The 14945-nt window shown below is 62.1% G+C and carries 13 protein-coding genes; 8 read left to right on the forward strand and 5 right to left on the reverse strand.

Annotated elements, in window-relative coordinates; genetic code table 11:
- Nucleotides 1–218 precede the first annotated feature (218 nt).
- The 7 genes from PVW27_RS08215 to PVW27_RS08245 all read left to right on the forward strand — a co-directional run bounded on the left by PVW27_RS08215 (nt 219) and on the right by PVW27_RS08245 (nt 10424).
- On the forward strand, nt 219–1190 hold the full coding sequence (locus PVW27_RS08215; protein ID WP_274556747.1) for a TniB family NTP-binding protein: 972 nt from the start codon (nt 219–221) through the stop codon (nt 1188–1190).
- Nucleotide 1191: 1 nt separating this feature from the next.
- A complete protein-coding gene (locus PVW27_RS08220; RefSeq protein WP_274556749.1) occupies nt 1192–3012 on the forward strand; it encodes a TniQ family protein in 1821 nt (606 codons plus the stop codon).
- 945 nt (nt 3013–3957) lie between these two features.
- Nucleotides 3958–4665, forward strand: a complete 708-nt coding sequence (locus tag PVW27_RS08225; protein WP_274556751.1) for a response regulator transcription factor — start codon at nt 3958–3960, stop codon at nt 4663–4665.
- Nucleotides 4643–7126 (forward strand): sensor histidine kinase, encoded by a 2484-nt coding sequence (locus PVW27_RS08230; RefSeq protein ID WP_274556753.1) that lies wholly within the window; start codon nt 4643–4645, stop codon nt 7124–7126. The genes PVW27_RS08225 and PVW27_RS08230 overlap by 23 nt, the downstream gene beginning before the upstream one ends.
- A 239-nt stretch (nt 7127–7365) precedes the next feature.
- Entirely contained in the window at nt 7366–8319 is a 954-nt protein-coding gene (locus PVW27_RS08235) for a Bug family tripartite tricarboxylate transporter substrate binding protein (protein WP_274556754.1), read from the forward strand.
- On the forward strand, nt 8319–8897 hold the full coding sequence (locus tag PVW27_RS08240) for a tripartite tricarboxylate transporter TctB family protein (protein WP_274556756.1): 579 nt from the start codon (nt 8319–8321) through the stop codon (nt 8895–8897). The genes PVW27_RS08235 and PVW27_RS08240 overlap by 1 nt, the downstream gene beginning before the upstream one ends.
- A gap of 6 nt (nt 8898–8903) precedes the next feature.
- A complete protein-coding gene (locus PVW27_RS08245) occupies nt 8904–10424 on the forward strand; it encodes a tripartite tricarboxylate transporter permease (RefSeq protein ID WP_274556758.1) in 1521 nt (506 codons plus the stop codon).
- Nucleotides 10425–10477: 53 nt separating this feature from the next.
- On the opposite strand, the gene PVW27_RS08250 is transcribed toward PVW27_RS08245, so the two are convergent.
- The 4 genes from PVW27_RS08250 to PVW27_RS08265 all read right to left on the reverse strand — a co-directional run bounded on the left by PVW27_RS08250 (nt 10478) and on the right by PVW27_RS08265 (nt 13862).
- Nucleotides 10478–10933 carry a universal stress protein gene (locus PVW27_RS08250; protein ID WP_274556759.1) on the reverse strand — a complete coding sequence of 152 codons (456 nt, stop codon included), beginning with the start codon at nt 10931–10933 and terminating at the stop codon, nt 10478–10480.
- Between the two features lie 146 nt (nt 10934–11079).
- Nucleotides 11080–11943 (reverse strand): branched-chain amino acid aminotransferase, encoded by an 864-nt coding sequence (locus PVW27_RS08255; RefSeq protein ID WP_274556761.1) that lies wholly within the window; start codon nt 11941–11943, stop codon nt 11080–11082.
- 72 nt (nt 11944–12015) lie between these two features.
- Nucleotides 12016–12588 (reverse strand): GDYXXLXY domain-containing protein, encoded by a 573-nt coding sequence (locus PVW27_RS08260; protein ID WP_274556763.1) that lies wholly within the window; start codon nt 12586–12588, stop codon nt 12016–12018.
- Complete coding sequence (locus PVW27_RS08265) at nt 12585–13862, reverse strand: DUF2157 domain-containing protein (RefSeq protein ID WP_274556765.1); 1278 nt, start codon at nt 13860–13862, stop codon at nt 12585–12587. The genes PVW27_RS08260 and PVW27_RS08265 overlap by 4 nt, the downstream gene beginning before the upstream one ends.
- A gap of 143 nt (nt 13863–14005) precedes the next feature.
- On the opposite strand from PVW27_RS08265, the gene PVW27_RS08270 reads away from it, so the two are divergent.
- Complete coding sequence (locus PVW27_RS08270) at nt 14006–14176, forward strand: hypothetical protein (protein ID WP_274556766.1); 171 nt, start codon at nt 14006–14008, stop codon at nt 14174–14176.
- Nucleotides 14177–14275: 99 nt separating this feature from the next.
- Here the strand turns inward: PVW27_RS08270 and PVW27_RS08275 are convergent, their stop codons facing one another.
- Entirely contained in the window at nt 14276–14776 is a 501-nt protein-coding gene (locus PVW27_RS08275; protein WP_274556768.1) for a VOC family protein, read from the reverse strand.
- Between the last annotated feature and the right edge of the window lie 169 nt (nt 14777–14945).

Below are 14945 nucleotides of genomic sequence, written 5' to 3' on the forward strand. Positions count from 1 at the left end.
AGCCCTGACTCTATGAAACCCGTTGGCCAGCCTGCCCGAGGGCGTGAAATGGCTGCCCGCGATGCCGTGAAACGCGTGCCCGAGATCACGCGAAATCACTGCCCAAATTCCGCGAAATGCGCAAAGCGTCGTTCCAATGTTCGTCCGCACATCATCCTGCCGCCTCAGGCGGAGACGAGGATGATGAGGACATTTTGAAACTTTGGGACAAGTAAACGATGACAACCATGATTATGACCCCTGACCATCTGCTCGCAGCCGTGGATCGGGCAGCACGGAAGTATATCCCCACGAAACGCGATCAGGACTTTCGGCTTCAGCTGGACCGTTTGTTCGCCCGAGACGCGAGCGGCATCGCGATTGCCACGCCGCGGAAGGATGCCGGCACGGGGGATGCGAAAGGTCTGGCCGTCATCGAAGCGGCTGGAGGTGGAAAATCCTCGCTCATCGAGCAAGGGCTGTCCCGTCACCCGTTGCTGCAACCGAAACATGACGATCATCGCCCCTGGCTGAAGGTCCTCGCGCCCAGCCCCGCGACCACGAAGAGCCTCGGCATCGCGATCCTTTTGGCAAGCGGATACGAGGATGTCTCTCGGAGGAACTCCGAACAAGAAATCTGGCAGATGGTTCGGCACCGCCTGCAACTCCTGGGTGTTGTGTTCCTGTGGATCGACGAGGCACATGATCTCTTCGGTAGTGCCGCACCGGTCCAGGTCCAAGATACACAGAAAGCGCTGAAGAATATCATGCAGGGACGCGGCGCCGTAAGCGTCATCCTGAGTGGGATTGACACGCTCTGGGCACTCACGTCTTGCGACGAACAGGTGAACCGGCGCTACGCCAAGATGCCGCTTGCCTCGATTTCTGCGGTCGCAGACGAAAAGTTACTCTCGCAGATCGTGCGCGTCCTTTGCGCCGAGGTGGGGATGAGCGCGCCTGTAGGGGCCGACCTGCTCGGCCGCTTGGTGCATGCAAGCCGTGGCCGCTTCGGACGCTTCATCGAGAACATTCTGGCGGCCCTCGAGGTTGCCGCTCAGGATTGCGCGAGTGACCTTGAGATGCGCCACTTCGCAACGGCGTGGGCGCGTCAGGAGGGCTGCGTGATGGGCGGAAACGTCTTTCTCGCGAAAAACTGGGCGCAGATTGATCTCGGTCAGAATAAAGTTGCCAGCCAGAAGGGGGGGCGCTGAGATGCTGGTTCCTTTCCTCCCGTTTTGCACCGATGAAACCCCGATTTCGTATGCGTGCCGCATGAGCCGTTTCCACACCGGGCGTGCACTGACGGACATCGTCGCAGATCTCGGCATCAAGCCTCTTGATCTGGCTTCGAACAAACCGGTTGCACTGGCTCGCCTTTCCGAGATTTCCGGTGTTCCCGAGAAAACTCTTCGCCGGAGTGTTGCCGTTCCGCTGGGTGATCGCGCCTATGATTTTCGCGGTGAGATTGTCACTGCCGAGTTTCTTTCCAGTCCGAAGATCGTCTACTGCCCGGCCTGCCTGCATGATGATGACAGAGCAGGGGCTCGCCGTTCGCGCTGGCACTGGAGCCTGGCTGTGGTGCGCACCTGTCCCGTGCACAACATTGCCCTCAAGCACAGGACCAAGGCAGCCTGGAACGACCATCTTCGCTCTTTGGATCACATTGTCTCGGCGAAGGGGGAAGCGCTGAAACACCTCGCAACGGTGTCGGCATGCCGTGCGCCGTCGCCGCTTCAAGATTACGCTCTGGGTCGGTTGGAAGGGGATCAGGGCCCTCAGTGGTTGGATGCGCAGAGCTTGGATCAGGCAGTCCGGGCTACGGAGCTGTTGGGCGTCCTGCTTGAGTTCGGACCGTCGCAACTTCTGCCTAAGCTGTCTCAGGACGACTGGGACCAAGCTGGTCGCGTCGGCTATGCCTACACTGCACGAGGCGAGGCGGGTATCATTGAGGCGTTGCAGCTTCAGTTTGACAAGTTGACGGACGCGAAAGGATCGCCGGGGACTCGCGCGACCTTCGGGTGCTTCTATAACGCACTGGCGCACTCGAAATCCTTGAAGGACCCAGGTGACATCGCGCGCATCACGCGGGAGTTCATCTTTTCCAACATGGCGATGCCTGCTGGCACGAAAGTCCTTGGTCAGGTCCTGCCGGAGCGCCGTCTGCACACCGTGGCGTCACTGGCGAATGAGTCCGGTCACGACACACGGCGCCTCTACAATGTTCTCGTCGGGGAAGGCATCATTCCCGATCGGGCGGCGTCGCATTTTGCCATCCCGGTTAGCGTCGGGCGGGAGGTGGCCGCTCGCGTGAGCCGGATCGTTAAGATGAAAGATCTGACCAAAGCCATGGGATGCACCCGGCCTTTGGTAGAGCAATTCTGCGATGAAAGGCTGTTGACCCCGGTGTATTATGGATCTCCTGGCATCCACGGTAAGCTCCAGAAAGGCGTCGATGGGAAAGATGTCGATGCTCTTGTTGCTTCTCTTGAAGCGAACTCGACATGCAAAGAAGACGCAGAGGGTCTGGTGACAGTTTCGAAAGCGGCCGAAAAAGCCAAGATCCCCGCTGTGTGCGTCGTGCAGCTCATCTGTGCCAAAATGCTTTCGAACGTTGTGCGCCTCGACGGTCTTCCCGGCATCGAAGGACTGCGGGTTAGCTCAGAGGAGGTCAAAGCTGTCTCCAGCGCGCGGCTCGTCGGAATGACAGCATCCGCTGCTTTCTCCGCCGCGAACCTCAATGTCGATACCGGGTGGGCAGTTGTGGGTCATCATCGGGAGGAGGTGTCGCTTGCTCTCGTCGAAATCACCGGCGTCAGCACTGACGTCACGATAACGCGCTTCCTTCCCGAAAGCGTCGCAGCTTTCGCAGAACGTTTTGCGACGATTGCACGCGTCGCTCAAATGCGCGGTGTCGGGATCAAAGAACTGAAGGCCTCGCTGAAGGAGGTCAGGGTGAAGCCTGTTCTCACATGGAACCAGGTCGGGGCTGATATCTACCGGCTTTCGGACGTCGAGAAGGCCCTGCCGAGCTGACGCTTAACTTTAAGCTGCGCAGATTCAACGAAAAGACAAGGCCGCCCCGAGGGGCGGCTTTTTCTGTTTCAGACGCCAAGATCTCTATCCGAGGCGGGTGCTGCGCGAAAACGACGAGTGGACAAGTAATGCTTTCATAGTGGACAAATGGCTGAGCGAGCGTTGAGATCACTTGTTATAAATCAATGGGTTAGGTGGGTCTCGCCGAGCGTCGATGGACTTTAAGTGCTTGCAGTTTCAAGAGGCAATCGCTGATCGACTCGAAGGGAGTATCTGAGCGCCCGTAGAGAGCGCTTTCCCGGACAGACAGTGGCTACTCGGCTCTTGTCAGGTCGACTTGCTGCAATCCACTTTTCAGAGTCTCACGCCGGGCAATCGGGTTGCCCGTGACGTCCACGCGGTCATCAGTGCTTCGACCTCTGCGGGTTACCTCTGGATCACAGTTTGGAGTCAACCTGATGCGCCATGCCTTCTGGATATGGCGGCACGTCACTTGTGCCGGGTAACGGTCACAGTCGCGTCAATCCGCCGAAGGTGCTGCGGGGGATGCGGTGGGCGGGATTGAGGTCGCCGCATGGATGTCCGAACAGAACGTCCAGGCACCCTGCTGCAACAGTCACGCGGCGCGCTGTTTGTCCATCGGTCGATCACCGCGCGCTGCGGCACGGCAAAAAGCCAGCATCGCCACAAAGGCGATGGCAAGGTATACGATCAATGCGACAAATCCTGCGCTCATTCTTCTGTCCTTCTTGATCATCCGGCGCTGTCCCGTGCCGTTATGGTCTGGGAACATTTCAATCCGGGAATCAGAGCAAAAATGAGGCAAGATCTCGTAAATGGCGGTATCTTAAGAGAGATGAGCCGTCCTTAGGTTGTGTGTGTCCAAGGCGCAACGGTCAGTCAGGTACAGTTCGCACTATACAACTGCACCGGGCTGTTGTTTGCATGGGTCTCATGAACATCATGCTGGTCGAGGATAATCACGATCTGGGTGAGGCGATCGAGCGTCGCCTGCGTGCGGCCGGTCATCTGGTCACATGGAATACCGATGGTCAGGGCGTTCTGGACGAGGTCTTGCTGGACGAGCCCGACGCGATCATTCTTGATCTGACCCTGCCGGAAGCGGACGGGTTGACCATCCTGAGGCAACTCAGACGCAACCGACGCGATCTGCCGGTGCTGGTCATCACCGCCAAGGCAGAAATCGACGACAAGGTCAGCCTTCTGGATCAGGGGGCGGACGATTACCTGGTCAAACCCTTCGACATGCGAGAGCTTGAGGCGCGGTTGCGCGCCCTGACGCGGCGTCCAGCCGGGCATGTGGCCTCTCGGCTGGAACTGGGGCTGCTGGAACTGGAACCTGCGGGCAAGGTTCTCTGGTTGGAAGGGCGTCTGGTCGATCTGGGCCTGCGCGAGTTTCGCCTGCTGGAAACCCAGATGGGGATGGCCGGGCGGGTGGTCACGCGCGAGCGTCTGATGTCGCGGCTTTTCGATCTGGAGGATGGCGGGTCCGAAAACGCACTGGAACTGCTGGTCTCGCGTGTGCGGCGCAAGATCGCCGGGGCCGGGGTCGACATCGTGACGGTGCGGGGGGTGGGTTATCTGGCGCGGGATGGCAGAACCGGGGAGAATGGCCGGGATGACCGGGTCTAGGTCTTCGTCACTGTCGTTGCGCCGCCGTATTCTGGTGCTGGCGGCGGTCATGCTGCTGATGGCAGCGGCGCTGCTGATCACATTCATCCGCGACTATGCCTTTCAGGCGGCGGATCGCGCCTTTGACCGGCTTCTGTCAGCCTCGGCCCTTTCCATCGCGGGGGCGGTGCAGGTCGAAGATGGGGCGGTGGCATTGGAACTGCCGGTGGCGGCCTTTGCCATGGTTTCGGGGCAGGAACGGGTTTTCTACAGCGTGCTAGGCCCGGACGGCGCGCATGTGACAGGTTATTCCGATCTTGCGCGCGACGCGCCTCTGGCCGCCTCGACCGTGCCGCAATTCGCCGACACCGCCCATAACGGTGAGGACGTGCGGTTGGTGACCGTCGGCCGCCTGATCTCGACCGCCGAGGAAACCGGCTGGGTCACCGTGCGCGTGGCCGAAACGCGGGGCGCCCGGACGACGCTTGCGACCGAGATCCAGCGCAATGCGCTTGTGCCGGTGGCGGTGCTGACCCTTCTGGCCCTTGGCATGGTCTGGGTCGTGATCGGACGGGCCTTCGCGCCGCTGGCCACGATAGACCGTGCCTTGCGGCAGCGCCGCCCCGATGATCTGTCGCCACTGGATGTGCCGGTTCCCATCGAGGTGCAGCGTCTGGTCGAGGGGTTGAATGGCTTCATGGCCCGGTTGGGCGTGTCCATGGGTCGCATGGGCGAACTGGTGGCCGAGGCCGCGCATCAGGTGCGTAACCCGCTGGCGGCGCTCAGGGCACAATCTGACATGGCCTTGACCGAACCGGACGAGGCCCGTTTGCGCGCAAGGGTCGCGCGGATCAACACGCTGGCGGTGCAATCCAGCCATCTGGTGTCACAGCTCTTGATGGATGCCACGATCTCGCATCGGATGGATAAGAGCGAAACGCGTCCGCTTTCGGTGGCTGCGGTTGTCGAAGAGGTGGTCGGCCGGCTTGATCCTGATCTGGCACCACGGGTGTCTGTGACCTTCGCGGCGGGGGCCGAGACCGCCGTTGTGCAGGGTGACAGGATCGCCCTGCGCGAAGCGTTGGCCAACGTGATCGGCAATGCGCTGATCTATTCCGACGGACCTGTCGAGATTGACCTTCGCCTGTCACAAGCTGGCCGGATCGTCCTTTCGGTGCTGGATCGTGGCCCCGGCATTCCCGACGCTGACAAGCCGCGCGTGATCCAGCGTTTCGTGCGGGGCACAACAGACGAGGACACGGTCGGCTCGGGGCTGGGTCTGGATATCGCAAGCCGGGTGGCGCAGACACATGGCGGCACCTTGACCCTGTCGGATCGGGTGGGGGGCGGTCTGCGCGTCGTGCTGGAACTTCCGATGCAAACCCATGCGGCAGCGGCACAAAAACGAAACCGCGCGGGCCGCACGATGGTGCTGCTGGGCACACTGCTGTTTATGCCTGACCTGTCAGTGGCCAATGAACCTCTCGTCTACCCGTCGCACCAGCCCGAAACGCGGCGGCTGCATATCGCGGGCACCACTGACACGCAGCTTTTCGCGGGTTTCATCACCGCCTTTCAGGCGCAGAACCCTTCAGTCGCCGTGACCTATGTCGAGACCGACAGTATCGCCCTTTACGAGGGGTTTCTGGCCGGCAATCTGCCCGTAGCTCCGGATCTGCTGATCAGTTCGGCCTCGGATCTGCAACTGAAACTGGCCAATGATGGCCATGCGCTGGCCCATACGTCGAACTGGAGTGACAGTCTGCCGCCCTGGGCCAGTTGGCGCGACGAGGTGATCGGCTTCACCTACGAACCCGCGGTCATCATCTACAGCCCTGCATGGCTTCCCCCCGGTACGCAGCCGCGCAGCCATCTGGAACTGGCCGAGATGCTGGAACGTGATCCGGACAGGTTCCGGGGGCGCATCGCCACCTATGACATCTCGCGCAGCGGTGTGGGCTATCTGCTCGCAGCGCAGGATCAGCAGATCTCATCGCAATTCTGGCGTCTTGCGGCGGCCTTCGGGCGGGTGGGGGCATGGCTAAGCGATTCCAGCCCTGCGATCCTTGATCGCGTGGCGGCGGGCGATCTGGCGCTGGGTTACAACGTGCTTGGCTCCTATGCCTTTGCAAGGCAGGCGGCAGGCGCGCCCATCGGGATCATCGTGCCGGATGACTATGTGCTGGTTCTGACCCGGACGATGGTGATCCCGCGCAAGGCGGCAAACGCCGATCTGGCACGCGCTTTTGTGGATTTCGCCCTGTCGCCTGCGGGGCAATCCGTCGCCGCAGGCCAGGCAGCCTTGGGTGCGGTGATGCCCGCGGCGCAGGGCTATTGGACGCAGGAACGGATCTCGGCCATGGGACGTGGCACCATTCAGCCCATCGCCCTTGGTCCGGTCCTGATGGTGGCACTCGACCCGCAACGCCGCAGCCGCTTTCTGGCGACATGGCGCGAAATTGTCTCGCCCGGTGCGCCCTGATCCGGCACCTGTGCCGCCAGATCTGCCCATGACAGGACCATGACAGGAAACACGGCTATTCTCGGTCCATGCTGGACATGGGAGGTGTCCGGTTCCTCTGCAGGCAGGGAGAAAGCCGCGCGTTTGGTGCTGCCCTTGGGCTCACGCCGCGCTTTGGCCCATCCCGTGACAGACTGAACCCCATCCTTCCCTGTCCACTTTCGGCCATCGCGCCGCACAGATTGTCACGGGAGGACATCATGAAGAAACTTGGTATCGCAGCACTCATCTCGGCCACGCTGCTGGCCCCCACGGCATTCGCCCAGATGTCGGAACTCAAGATCATGGCCCCGGCAGGCCCCGGCGGCGGTTGGGACCAGACCGCGCGCACCATCCAGTCCACGCTGCAAACCGAAGGGCTGGTGGCCAATATTCAGGTCGAGAACGTGGCAGGTGCGGGTGGCACCATCGGCCTGCAGCAATTCGTCAACCGCTCCAGCGGCGATCCCACGGCCACCATCGTGGGCGGCTATGTGATGGTGGGGGCTATCATCGCGAATGCCTCGCCCGTCGGTTTGTCCGACATCACGCCGCTGGCACGTCTGACCGGTGAATATGTGGTGGTTGTCGCCAACGCAGACAGCCCGATCAACACGGCCGAGGATCTGGCCAATGCCCTGCGCGAAGATGTCGGTGCAGTCACTTGGGCCGGTGGTTCCGCAGGCGGTGTCGATCACATCGCCGCCGGTCAGTTCGCCAAGGCGGCGGGTGTCGCTCCGGAGGAGATCAACTACATCCCCTACGCTGGTGGCGGCGAGGCATTGGCCGCGATCCTTGGCGGTCAGGTGAGCGTCGGTGTCTCTGGTTTCTCGGAGTTTTCAGCCCAGATCGAAGCGGGTGCCCTCAAGGTCATCGGCATCACCGCTCCCGAACGTCAGGACTATCTGGACGCGCCTACCTTCACTGAACAGGGATTTGATGTCGAAGTGCAGAACTGGCGCATGATCGCCGCAGCTCCGGGCATCACGGACGAGCAGAAGGCGACGCTTCTGGGCACCATCGAAACCATGGCCGCCTCGGACACATGGGCCGAGGCGCTGGCGACCAAGGGCTGGGTCAACACGTTCCTCGCCGGCGACGATTTCGCCGCCTATCTGGAGCAGGAAATCGCGGCGACGGGCGAGATCCTGAAAGACCTCGGGATCGCAGAGTGATGCCCGCCGACAGACAAGAGACAGCCGGGGAAACCCGGCTGTCCGCCGATCAATCCGCGCCCGAGGTGCGGCTGCACGGCGAGGATGAGGTGGGTCAGGGCAGCGGTCTGCGTGACCTTGCCGGTCTGGGGATCGCGGCGGGTCTGTTCGCGCTGGCCCTCGTGATCTATGGCGACGCCTCAAGCTATCCGGTCCGCCGCTCTTACGCGCAATTCGGCCCCGAGATTTTCCCCTACATCATCGCCTTCGGCATCGTTGTTCTGGCGGGGTTCACAGCCGTGATCGCATGGCGTGGCGGGTTCGAAGCGCGGGCGCGTCTGAACTATTCCGGTCTGTTCTGGATCGTCGCGGCCATCGTCACCGAAATCATCATGCTGTTCGCAGGAACCGGCTTCATCGCCGCCTCGACAGTGCTGTTCGCCTTTTCCGCGCGTGCCTTTGGCCAGACCACCCATCTGCTGAACTTCGCCATCGGCGCGGTCATGTCCACCCTGCTGTTTCTGTTGTTCCGTTATGGTCTGGGCCTTGCCCTGCCGAACGGCCCGCTGGAGCGCAGCATCGACCTTCTTCTGCGGTAGGACATCATGGATACATTCGTTCTTCTTCTCGACGGTCTGGCTACGGCTGCTCAACCCATGAACCTGATGTTCGCGCTGCTTGGCGTGATGCTGGGCACCGCCGTGGGCGTGATGCCGGGGATCGGGCCTGCTTTGACAGTGGCACTGCTTCTGCCGGTCAGCCTGTCTTTCGGTGCCACCGGCTCGATGATCATGTTTGCAGGCATCTACTATGGCGGCATGTATGGCGGCGCGATCTCGTCGATCCTGCTCAACACACCGGGCGAGACGGCCTCGATCATGACGGCGGTTGAGGGCAACCGCATGGCCAAACGCGGCGCGGGTGGCAAGGCGCTGGGGGCGGCGGCCATCGGCTCGTTCTTCGGCGGCACCTTCGCCACCATGGGCCTTGCCCTGATCGCACCGCTGATGGTTGCGGTGGCCCTGTCTTTCGGGACGGCGGAGTATTTCGCGCTGATGGTGCTGTCCTTCATGACCGTTTCGGCGGCTTTCGGTGGATCGGTCACGCGCGGCCTGACGGCGCTTTTCATCGGCCTGACCATCGGTCTGGTCGGCACGGACAAGCTGACCGGGCAGGTGCGTCTGGCCTTCGGCGTGCCGGAAATGAGCGACAACATCTCGATCGCCATCGTCGCCGTGGGCCTGTTCGCGATTGGCGAGACGATGTTCCTTGCCTCGCAACATATCAACCACAAGACCAAGGCCGAAGCAGTCAAGGGCTCGGTCTGGCTGAACTGGACCGATCTGAAACGCTGCATCCGCCCCTATATCCGGGGCACCGGGCTGGGTTTCCTGTTCGGCCCTCTGCCTACGGGCGGTGCGGAAATCCCGACTTTCCTGTCCTACACCACCGAGAAACGGCTGGCCACGGGCGAGGGGCGGCGGGATTTCGACGAGGGGCGCGGCGCCATCGAGGGTGTGGCCGGGCCTGAGGCCGCCAACAACGCCTCGGCCGCAGGCACGCTGATTCCTCTGCTGACGCTGGGGCTGCCGACCTCGGCCACGGCGGCGATGATGTTGGCGGGGTTCCAGCAATACGGTCTACAACCGGGACCTTTGCTGTTCACCAACAATGCCGAACTGGTCTGGGGTCTGGTTGCCAGCCTGTTCATCGCCAACCTGATGCTGGTGGTGCTGAACGTGCCCTTCATCGGCATCTGGGTGAAGCTGCTGACCATTCCGCGCCCATGGCTTTATGCCGGGATCCTGACCTTTGCCACGCTGGGCATCGTCGGGGCACAGGGCTCGGCCTTTGCCTTGATCCTGCTTCTGGGTTTCGGTCTGGTCGGCTTTCTGATGCGCCGCTTCGGTTATCCGCTGGCGCCGGCATTGGTGGGAGCAATTCTCGGACCCTTGGCGGAGGAGCAACTGCGGCGGGGCCTGATGATCAATCGCGGTGACTGGAGTTTTCTTGTCACCTCCAAGATCGCGCTTGCGATCTATGCCATCGCGATCCTTGCGGTTTTCGGCCCGCGCATCTGGGCCTTCCTGCGCCATCGTGGAGCGGCGCGCACGAACCGCGCCTGATTTCGGTCAGTGAAACAGGCGGGCAGGGGGAAACCCTTGCCCGTCTTTCTGCGTCAGGTGATGGCTTCCAGCCGCTCCTTGGACAGGTCCCCCGGCACGATGGTGATGGGCACCGACAGTGTGCCTGCGCTGCGCGTCAACTGCGTGACCAGCGGTCCGGGGCCACCCTTGTCGGTTCCCGCCCCAAGCACCAGAACACCGATGTCATTATCCTCGCTGATCTGGGCCAGAATTTCGGTCACAGGTTCGCCCTCGCGTATCACAAGCTCGGGGTCCACCCCCTGCTTGTCCCGCATCCATTTGGCAAAGACCTCGAAATGGGCATGGATACGCTCCCGCGCCTCTTCGCGCATGATGTCGCCCACGCCGATCCAGTGGTTGAACTCCTCAGGCGGGATCACTGACAGGATCTCGACCCCGCCGCCGGTTCGCGCGGCCCGCATTGCGGCAAAGCGCATCGCGTTCAGACATTCGCGGCTGTCATCCAGCACGACCAGAAACTTGCGCATTCTGCATTCTCCCTTGGGCACAATCATGGCCCATGGCGCAGAGGCGCGCAACTGTTGGCGCGCCATCCTGACCTTGCATTTCGTCTTGCCTCAAATATCCCCGCACGGAGCGCAGGCAAGGCCGCCGCCGCCGGAACGCCGCAAGGTCACCCGGCCGTCGCCGCCCAGTCCCAGTAAAGCTGCCGCGCGCGCTGTGTGATCGGACCCACCGCATAGGTCGTGTCGTCAAAGGCCGTGACAGGTGTCACCTTGCTCATGTTGCCTGACAGAAAGACCTCGTCCGCAGTGTGGAAATCCTCGAATGTCAGCACCGCCTCACGCACGTCCACGCCATCAGCGCGCAGGTTGGCCATATGCCGCGCGCGAGTGATGCCCGCCAGAAAGGTGCCGTTGGGGATGGGGGTGAAAACCACGCCGTCCTTGACCATGAACACATTGGCCGTGGCGGTTTCGGCCACATTGCCCATGGCATCGGCCACCAGCGCATTGCCGAATCCCTTGGCCCGCGCCTCGGCCAGCATCCGCGCGTTATTGGGATAAAGACAGCCCGCCTTGGCATTGACCACTGCGCTTTCCAGCACGGGGCGGCGAAAGCGCGTGCGCGTCAAGGTGGTCGTCGCGCCCTCGGGCGGCATCGGGATCGCCTCAAGGCAGATCGCGAATCCGGTCCGGTCGGGCGAGGGGATGATCGCGGTTGGATCGCCGTCGATCCCCCAATACATCGGCCGGATGTAGACAGCGGCATCCTTGGGATAGGCGGCCAGTCCTTCGCGCACGATCCCGACCATCTCCTGCGTAGCTACCGTCGGTGTGATCATCAGCGCTTCGGCCGAACGGTTCACGCGGGCGCAATGCGCCTCAAGGTCAGGGGCCATGCCGCCCACATAGCGCGCGCCGTCAAACACGGTGCTGCCCAGCCATGCACCGTGATCCGCCGCGCGCATGATCGGGACATCGCCATCATGCCACTGTCCATTGAAATAGGTGCGGATGTCGGTGCCGGTCGCCATGGTCTGTCCTCTTGCCGTGAGCCTGCGACTTTACCAGCCCGCACCGAAGGGTAAAGCGCGGATCGCGGCCCGTCAGAAAAGAGGTTCCTCATAGACCAATGTGCCGTCGATCATCAGGCCCTTGATGGCGCCATTTCCCTTGCCGTCCAGAGCAAGGATCACGCCCATGCGGTCGGCCCGGTCCAGCGCCTCAAGCTCGAGGGCGCGGTCTTCGGGCGCAAAATAGCGGTCGAAAGGAAAGCTCAGGATCAACTGCTGGTCGATCTCATATTCGAAAACACCTTTTAGGACCGGCGTGGTGCTGTCGGGAGGCGCCGCGAACAGCCCCTGCGCCTGCCAGTAGCCATCCTCGCCTGCGGTCAGGGTGACATAGACGGGGGCACCGCTTGCAAGCGCGGGATCGACGGTCACGTCACCTTTGTCCAGGCGCGTGATCGCAAGGTTCAGGATGGCGTAATGCCCGCGGAACAAATCGCGCGGGTCGATGGCGCCTGTTTCCAGCACCACCTCGAACCCATCGCGCAACAGGGCGGCACGATCTGTCACCATCTTTCCCAGAGCGGCGGTTTGCAACAGGGCAACGGCAACGATCCCTGGGATCAGCCACCGGGCCGCCGGTCTGGACGGGGGAGCGACGCGCGTCATGATCCGGTCTTTCGTTTCGGATCCAGCCGCGTCGCCACCCAGGCTCCACCCAGCAGGATCACACCTGCGCCAAGATAGAAACCGCTAGTGCCGATCAGCGTGCCCACGGTCACGCCGTAGACCATCAGCAAGGCCAGAATAAAACCTCCCATGCCGATGACCCGAAGACTGCGTTGGTCCAGCCGCCAGCCCATGCGCGTCACCCAGATGAAGACGGCCAGAAGCAAGGCTTCGGGCAGAAGAGGCAAGGGGAACACCAGATGCATGCCAAGGATCAGCACGCCCGCGGCCACAGTCACCCACAGATCATAGAGCAATGCCCAGCGGCGGAACTGACCCAACATCGCCAGAGCCAGCGACGGGATCAGCAACAGGGTCGGGATGATCCAGCCGTGCGGGTCTGTCTCGGTCTCGAACGGGTCGCGAAAACCCGCCTCGGTCAGGCTGAGTGTCAGGTAGAATGTGACGATACCAAGCATCAGCACGGCATAGGCCAGAGCTGCGCCCTCGAACCCGCGCAGGAGTCGGGGGCCCGACAACGAGGCCAGCATCCCCGATATCGCCGTCAGGGCCAGACCGCCAAGGATCAATGCAGCCAGCACGGGTGACGCGACAGTGGTCAGCGCGCTGATCAGCCAGAAACACAGGGCCAGAACGGTCATGTGGGCCGCGATCCGGCTTTGGAGCCACAGCGCGAGCATGGCCCCGGCCCCCCACCAGCCCAGATAGGGCATGTTCAGGTCACTGTCCGGCCTAAACCCTTCAATCTGCATCCCGTGCCAGACTGCGAATAACCCGATGGCCAGCACAAGCACCATCCTGCCGCGTGTCAGCGCTGCGCCCAGCATGGTTCCCACAGCCCAGAGCCAGACCGCATCGGCGGCATTGCCTTGGATATGATAGATTTGGCTGACCAGCATGATGCCTGCGCCAAACATGCCGCAGGCCAGCAGCATCGACCCCTGGTGCCACCAATGCAGCCCGCGCAGCCCTGTCCAAAGGGCGGCACCCCAGGCTGTCCACAGCGCCAGCACCACCAGCATCAGCCGTGTCAGCCGGCTCATCTGGTCCCAGTTGGCCGCCACGAAGGTCATGGCGGCAAAGCAAAGGCAGACGACCCCGGCGGTGATCACAAAGGCGTTGAAGCTGAAGCTTTGCCCGCCGCGGTCCAGATCGGCGCGCAGACGCAGGGCGGTGTCCGTGTCCAGAAGCCCACGGTCGCGCCAATCCTCCAGCGCCTCGCCGATCACGGCATTCTTGCTTTTGATATGCATCGCGACCCTGTTCCTTGCGCCGCCATACCCGCGTCATGGATTGCCCGGCAGGCATCTCCTGACTTACCCTGCACCGGAACCGCTCACAGGGTAAAGTCAGGAAATCCGCACCGCACGACCGGCAGACCAAATGCAGGTTTGCCATGAAAAACCCGACCCGGAAGATCCGGGCCGGGCTGGCAGCTACTCAAATACAGTTGGTACACGTCTTCCCTGAAAGGCTGGAAATACAGCATTACTGGTCACCCTTAATGCACGAGGGCTGCGACGGGATGAACCGCATCCTCACCATCGACGTGGTAAATCCAGATTGACAGGGTCGGGTGTCATTTTCGTGACGCGGAGGGCGCAATTTCTGGGCCGGATCGGCACCAAAGGATCAGGACAGCAGGGCCCACCTCATGATCTTCTCATCAATCTCCCTGTGCGGCCCCCTCGGCCAGCAGGGCTGCCAGATCAAGCCGGCGATTGACCATCGACAACTCGCCTGAGGCATCGCGTGGCCAGTCCTGAGCTGCGCGGTCGCGATAGATCTCGATCCCGTTGCCGTCAGGATCGCGGAAATAGACCGCCTCCGACACGCCGTGATCAGCCGCGCCGTCCAGCTCGACACCTGCCGCCAGAACCTGCGCCAACGCTGCCCCGAGTGATGCCCGGTCGGGGTAGAGAAAGGCGGTGTGGTAAAGCCCGGTGTGGCCGTGTGGTGCCGGCTTGCCCCCGCGACTTTCCCATGTGTTCAGGCCGATATGGTGGTGATACCCTCCGGCAGACAGGAAAGCGGCCTGATCGCCATAGCGCTGTTGCAGTTCGAACCCCATGACATCGCGGTAAAACGCGATGGAACGTTCTAGGTCTGACACCTTCAGATGGACATGCCCGATGCGGGTTTCTGGATGGGCGGTATAGCTTGTCATGGCAGAGTCTCCTTCGTGCTGCCAATATGCGCTTTTCGGCAAGCTGCGTTAAGGCGGATGGCTGCACTGGTGCTGTGCAGCGGCGCAGATGACGCGCATCACAAGACATCGTGATTTGAGCATGTGTCCCGGATAGGGTTTTTGGGCCGAACAACGCGCCACAGGGCAT

The sequence above is a fragment of the Seohaeicola sp. 4SK31 genome (genome assembly GCF_028802875.1).
Lineage (GTDB): Bacteria > Pseudomonadota > Alphaproteobacteria > Rhodobacterales > Rhodobacteraceae > Seohaeicola.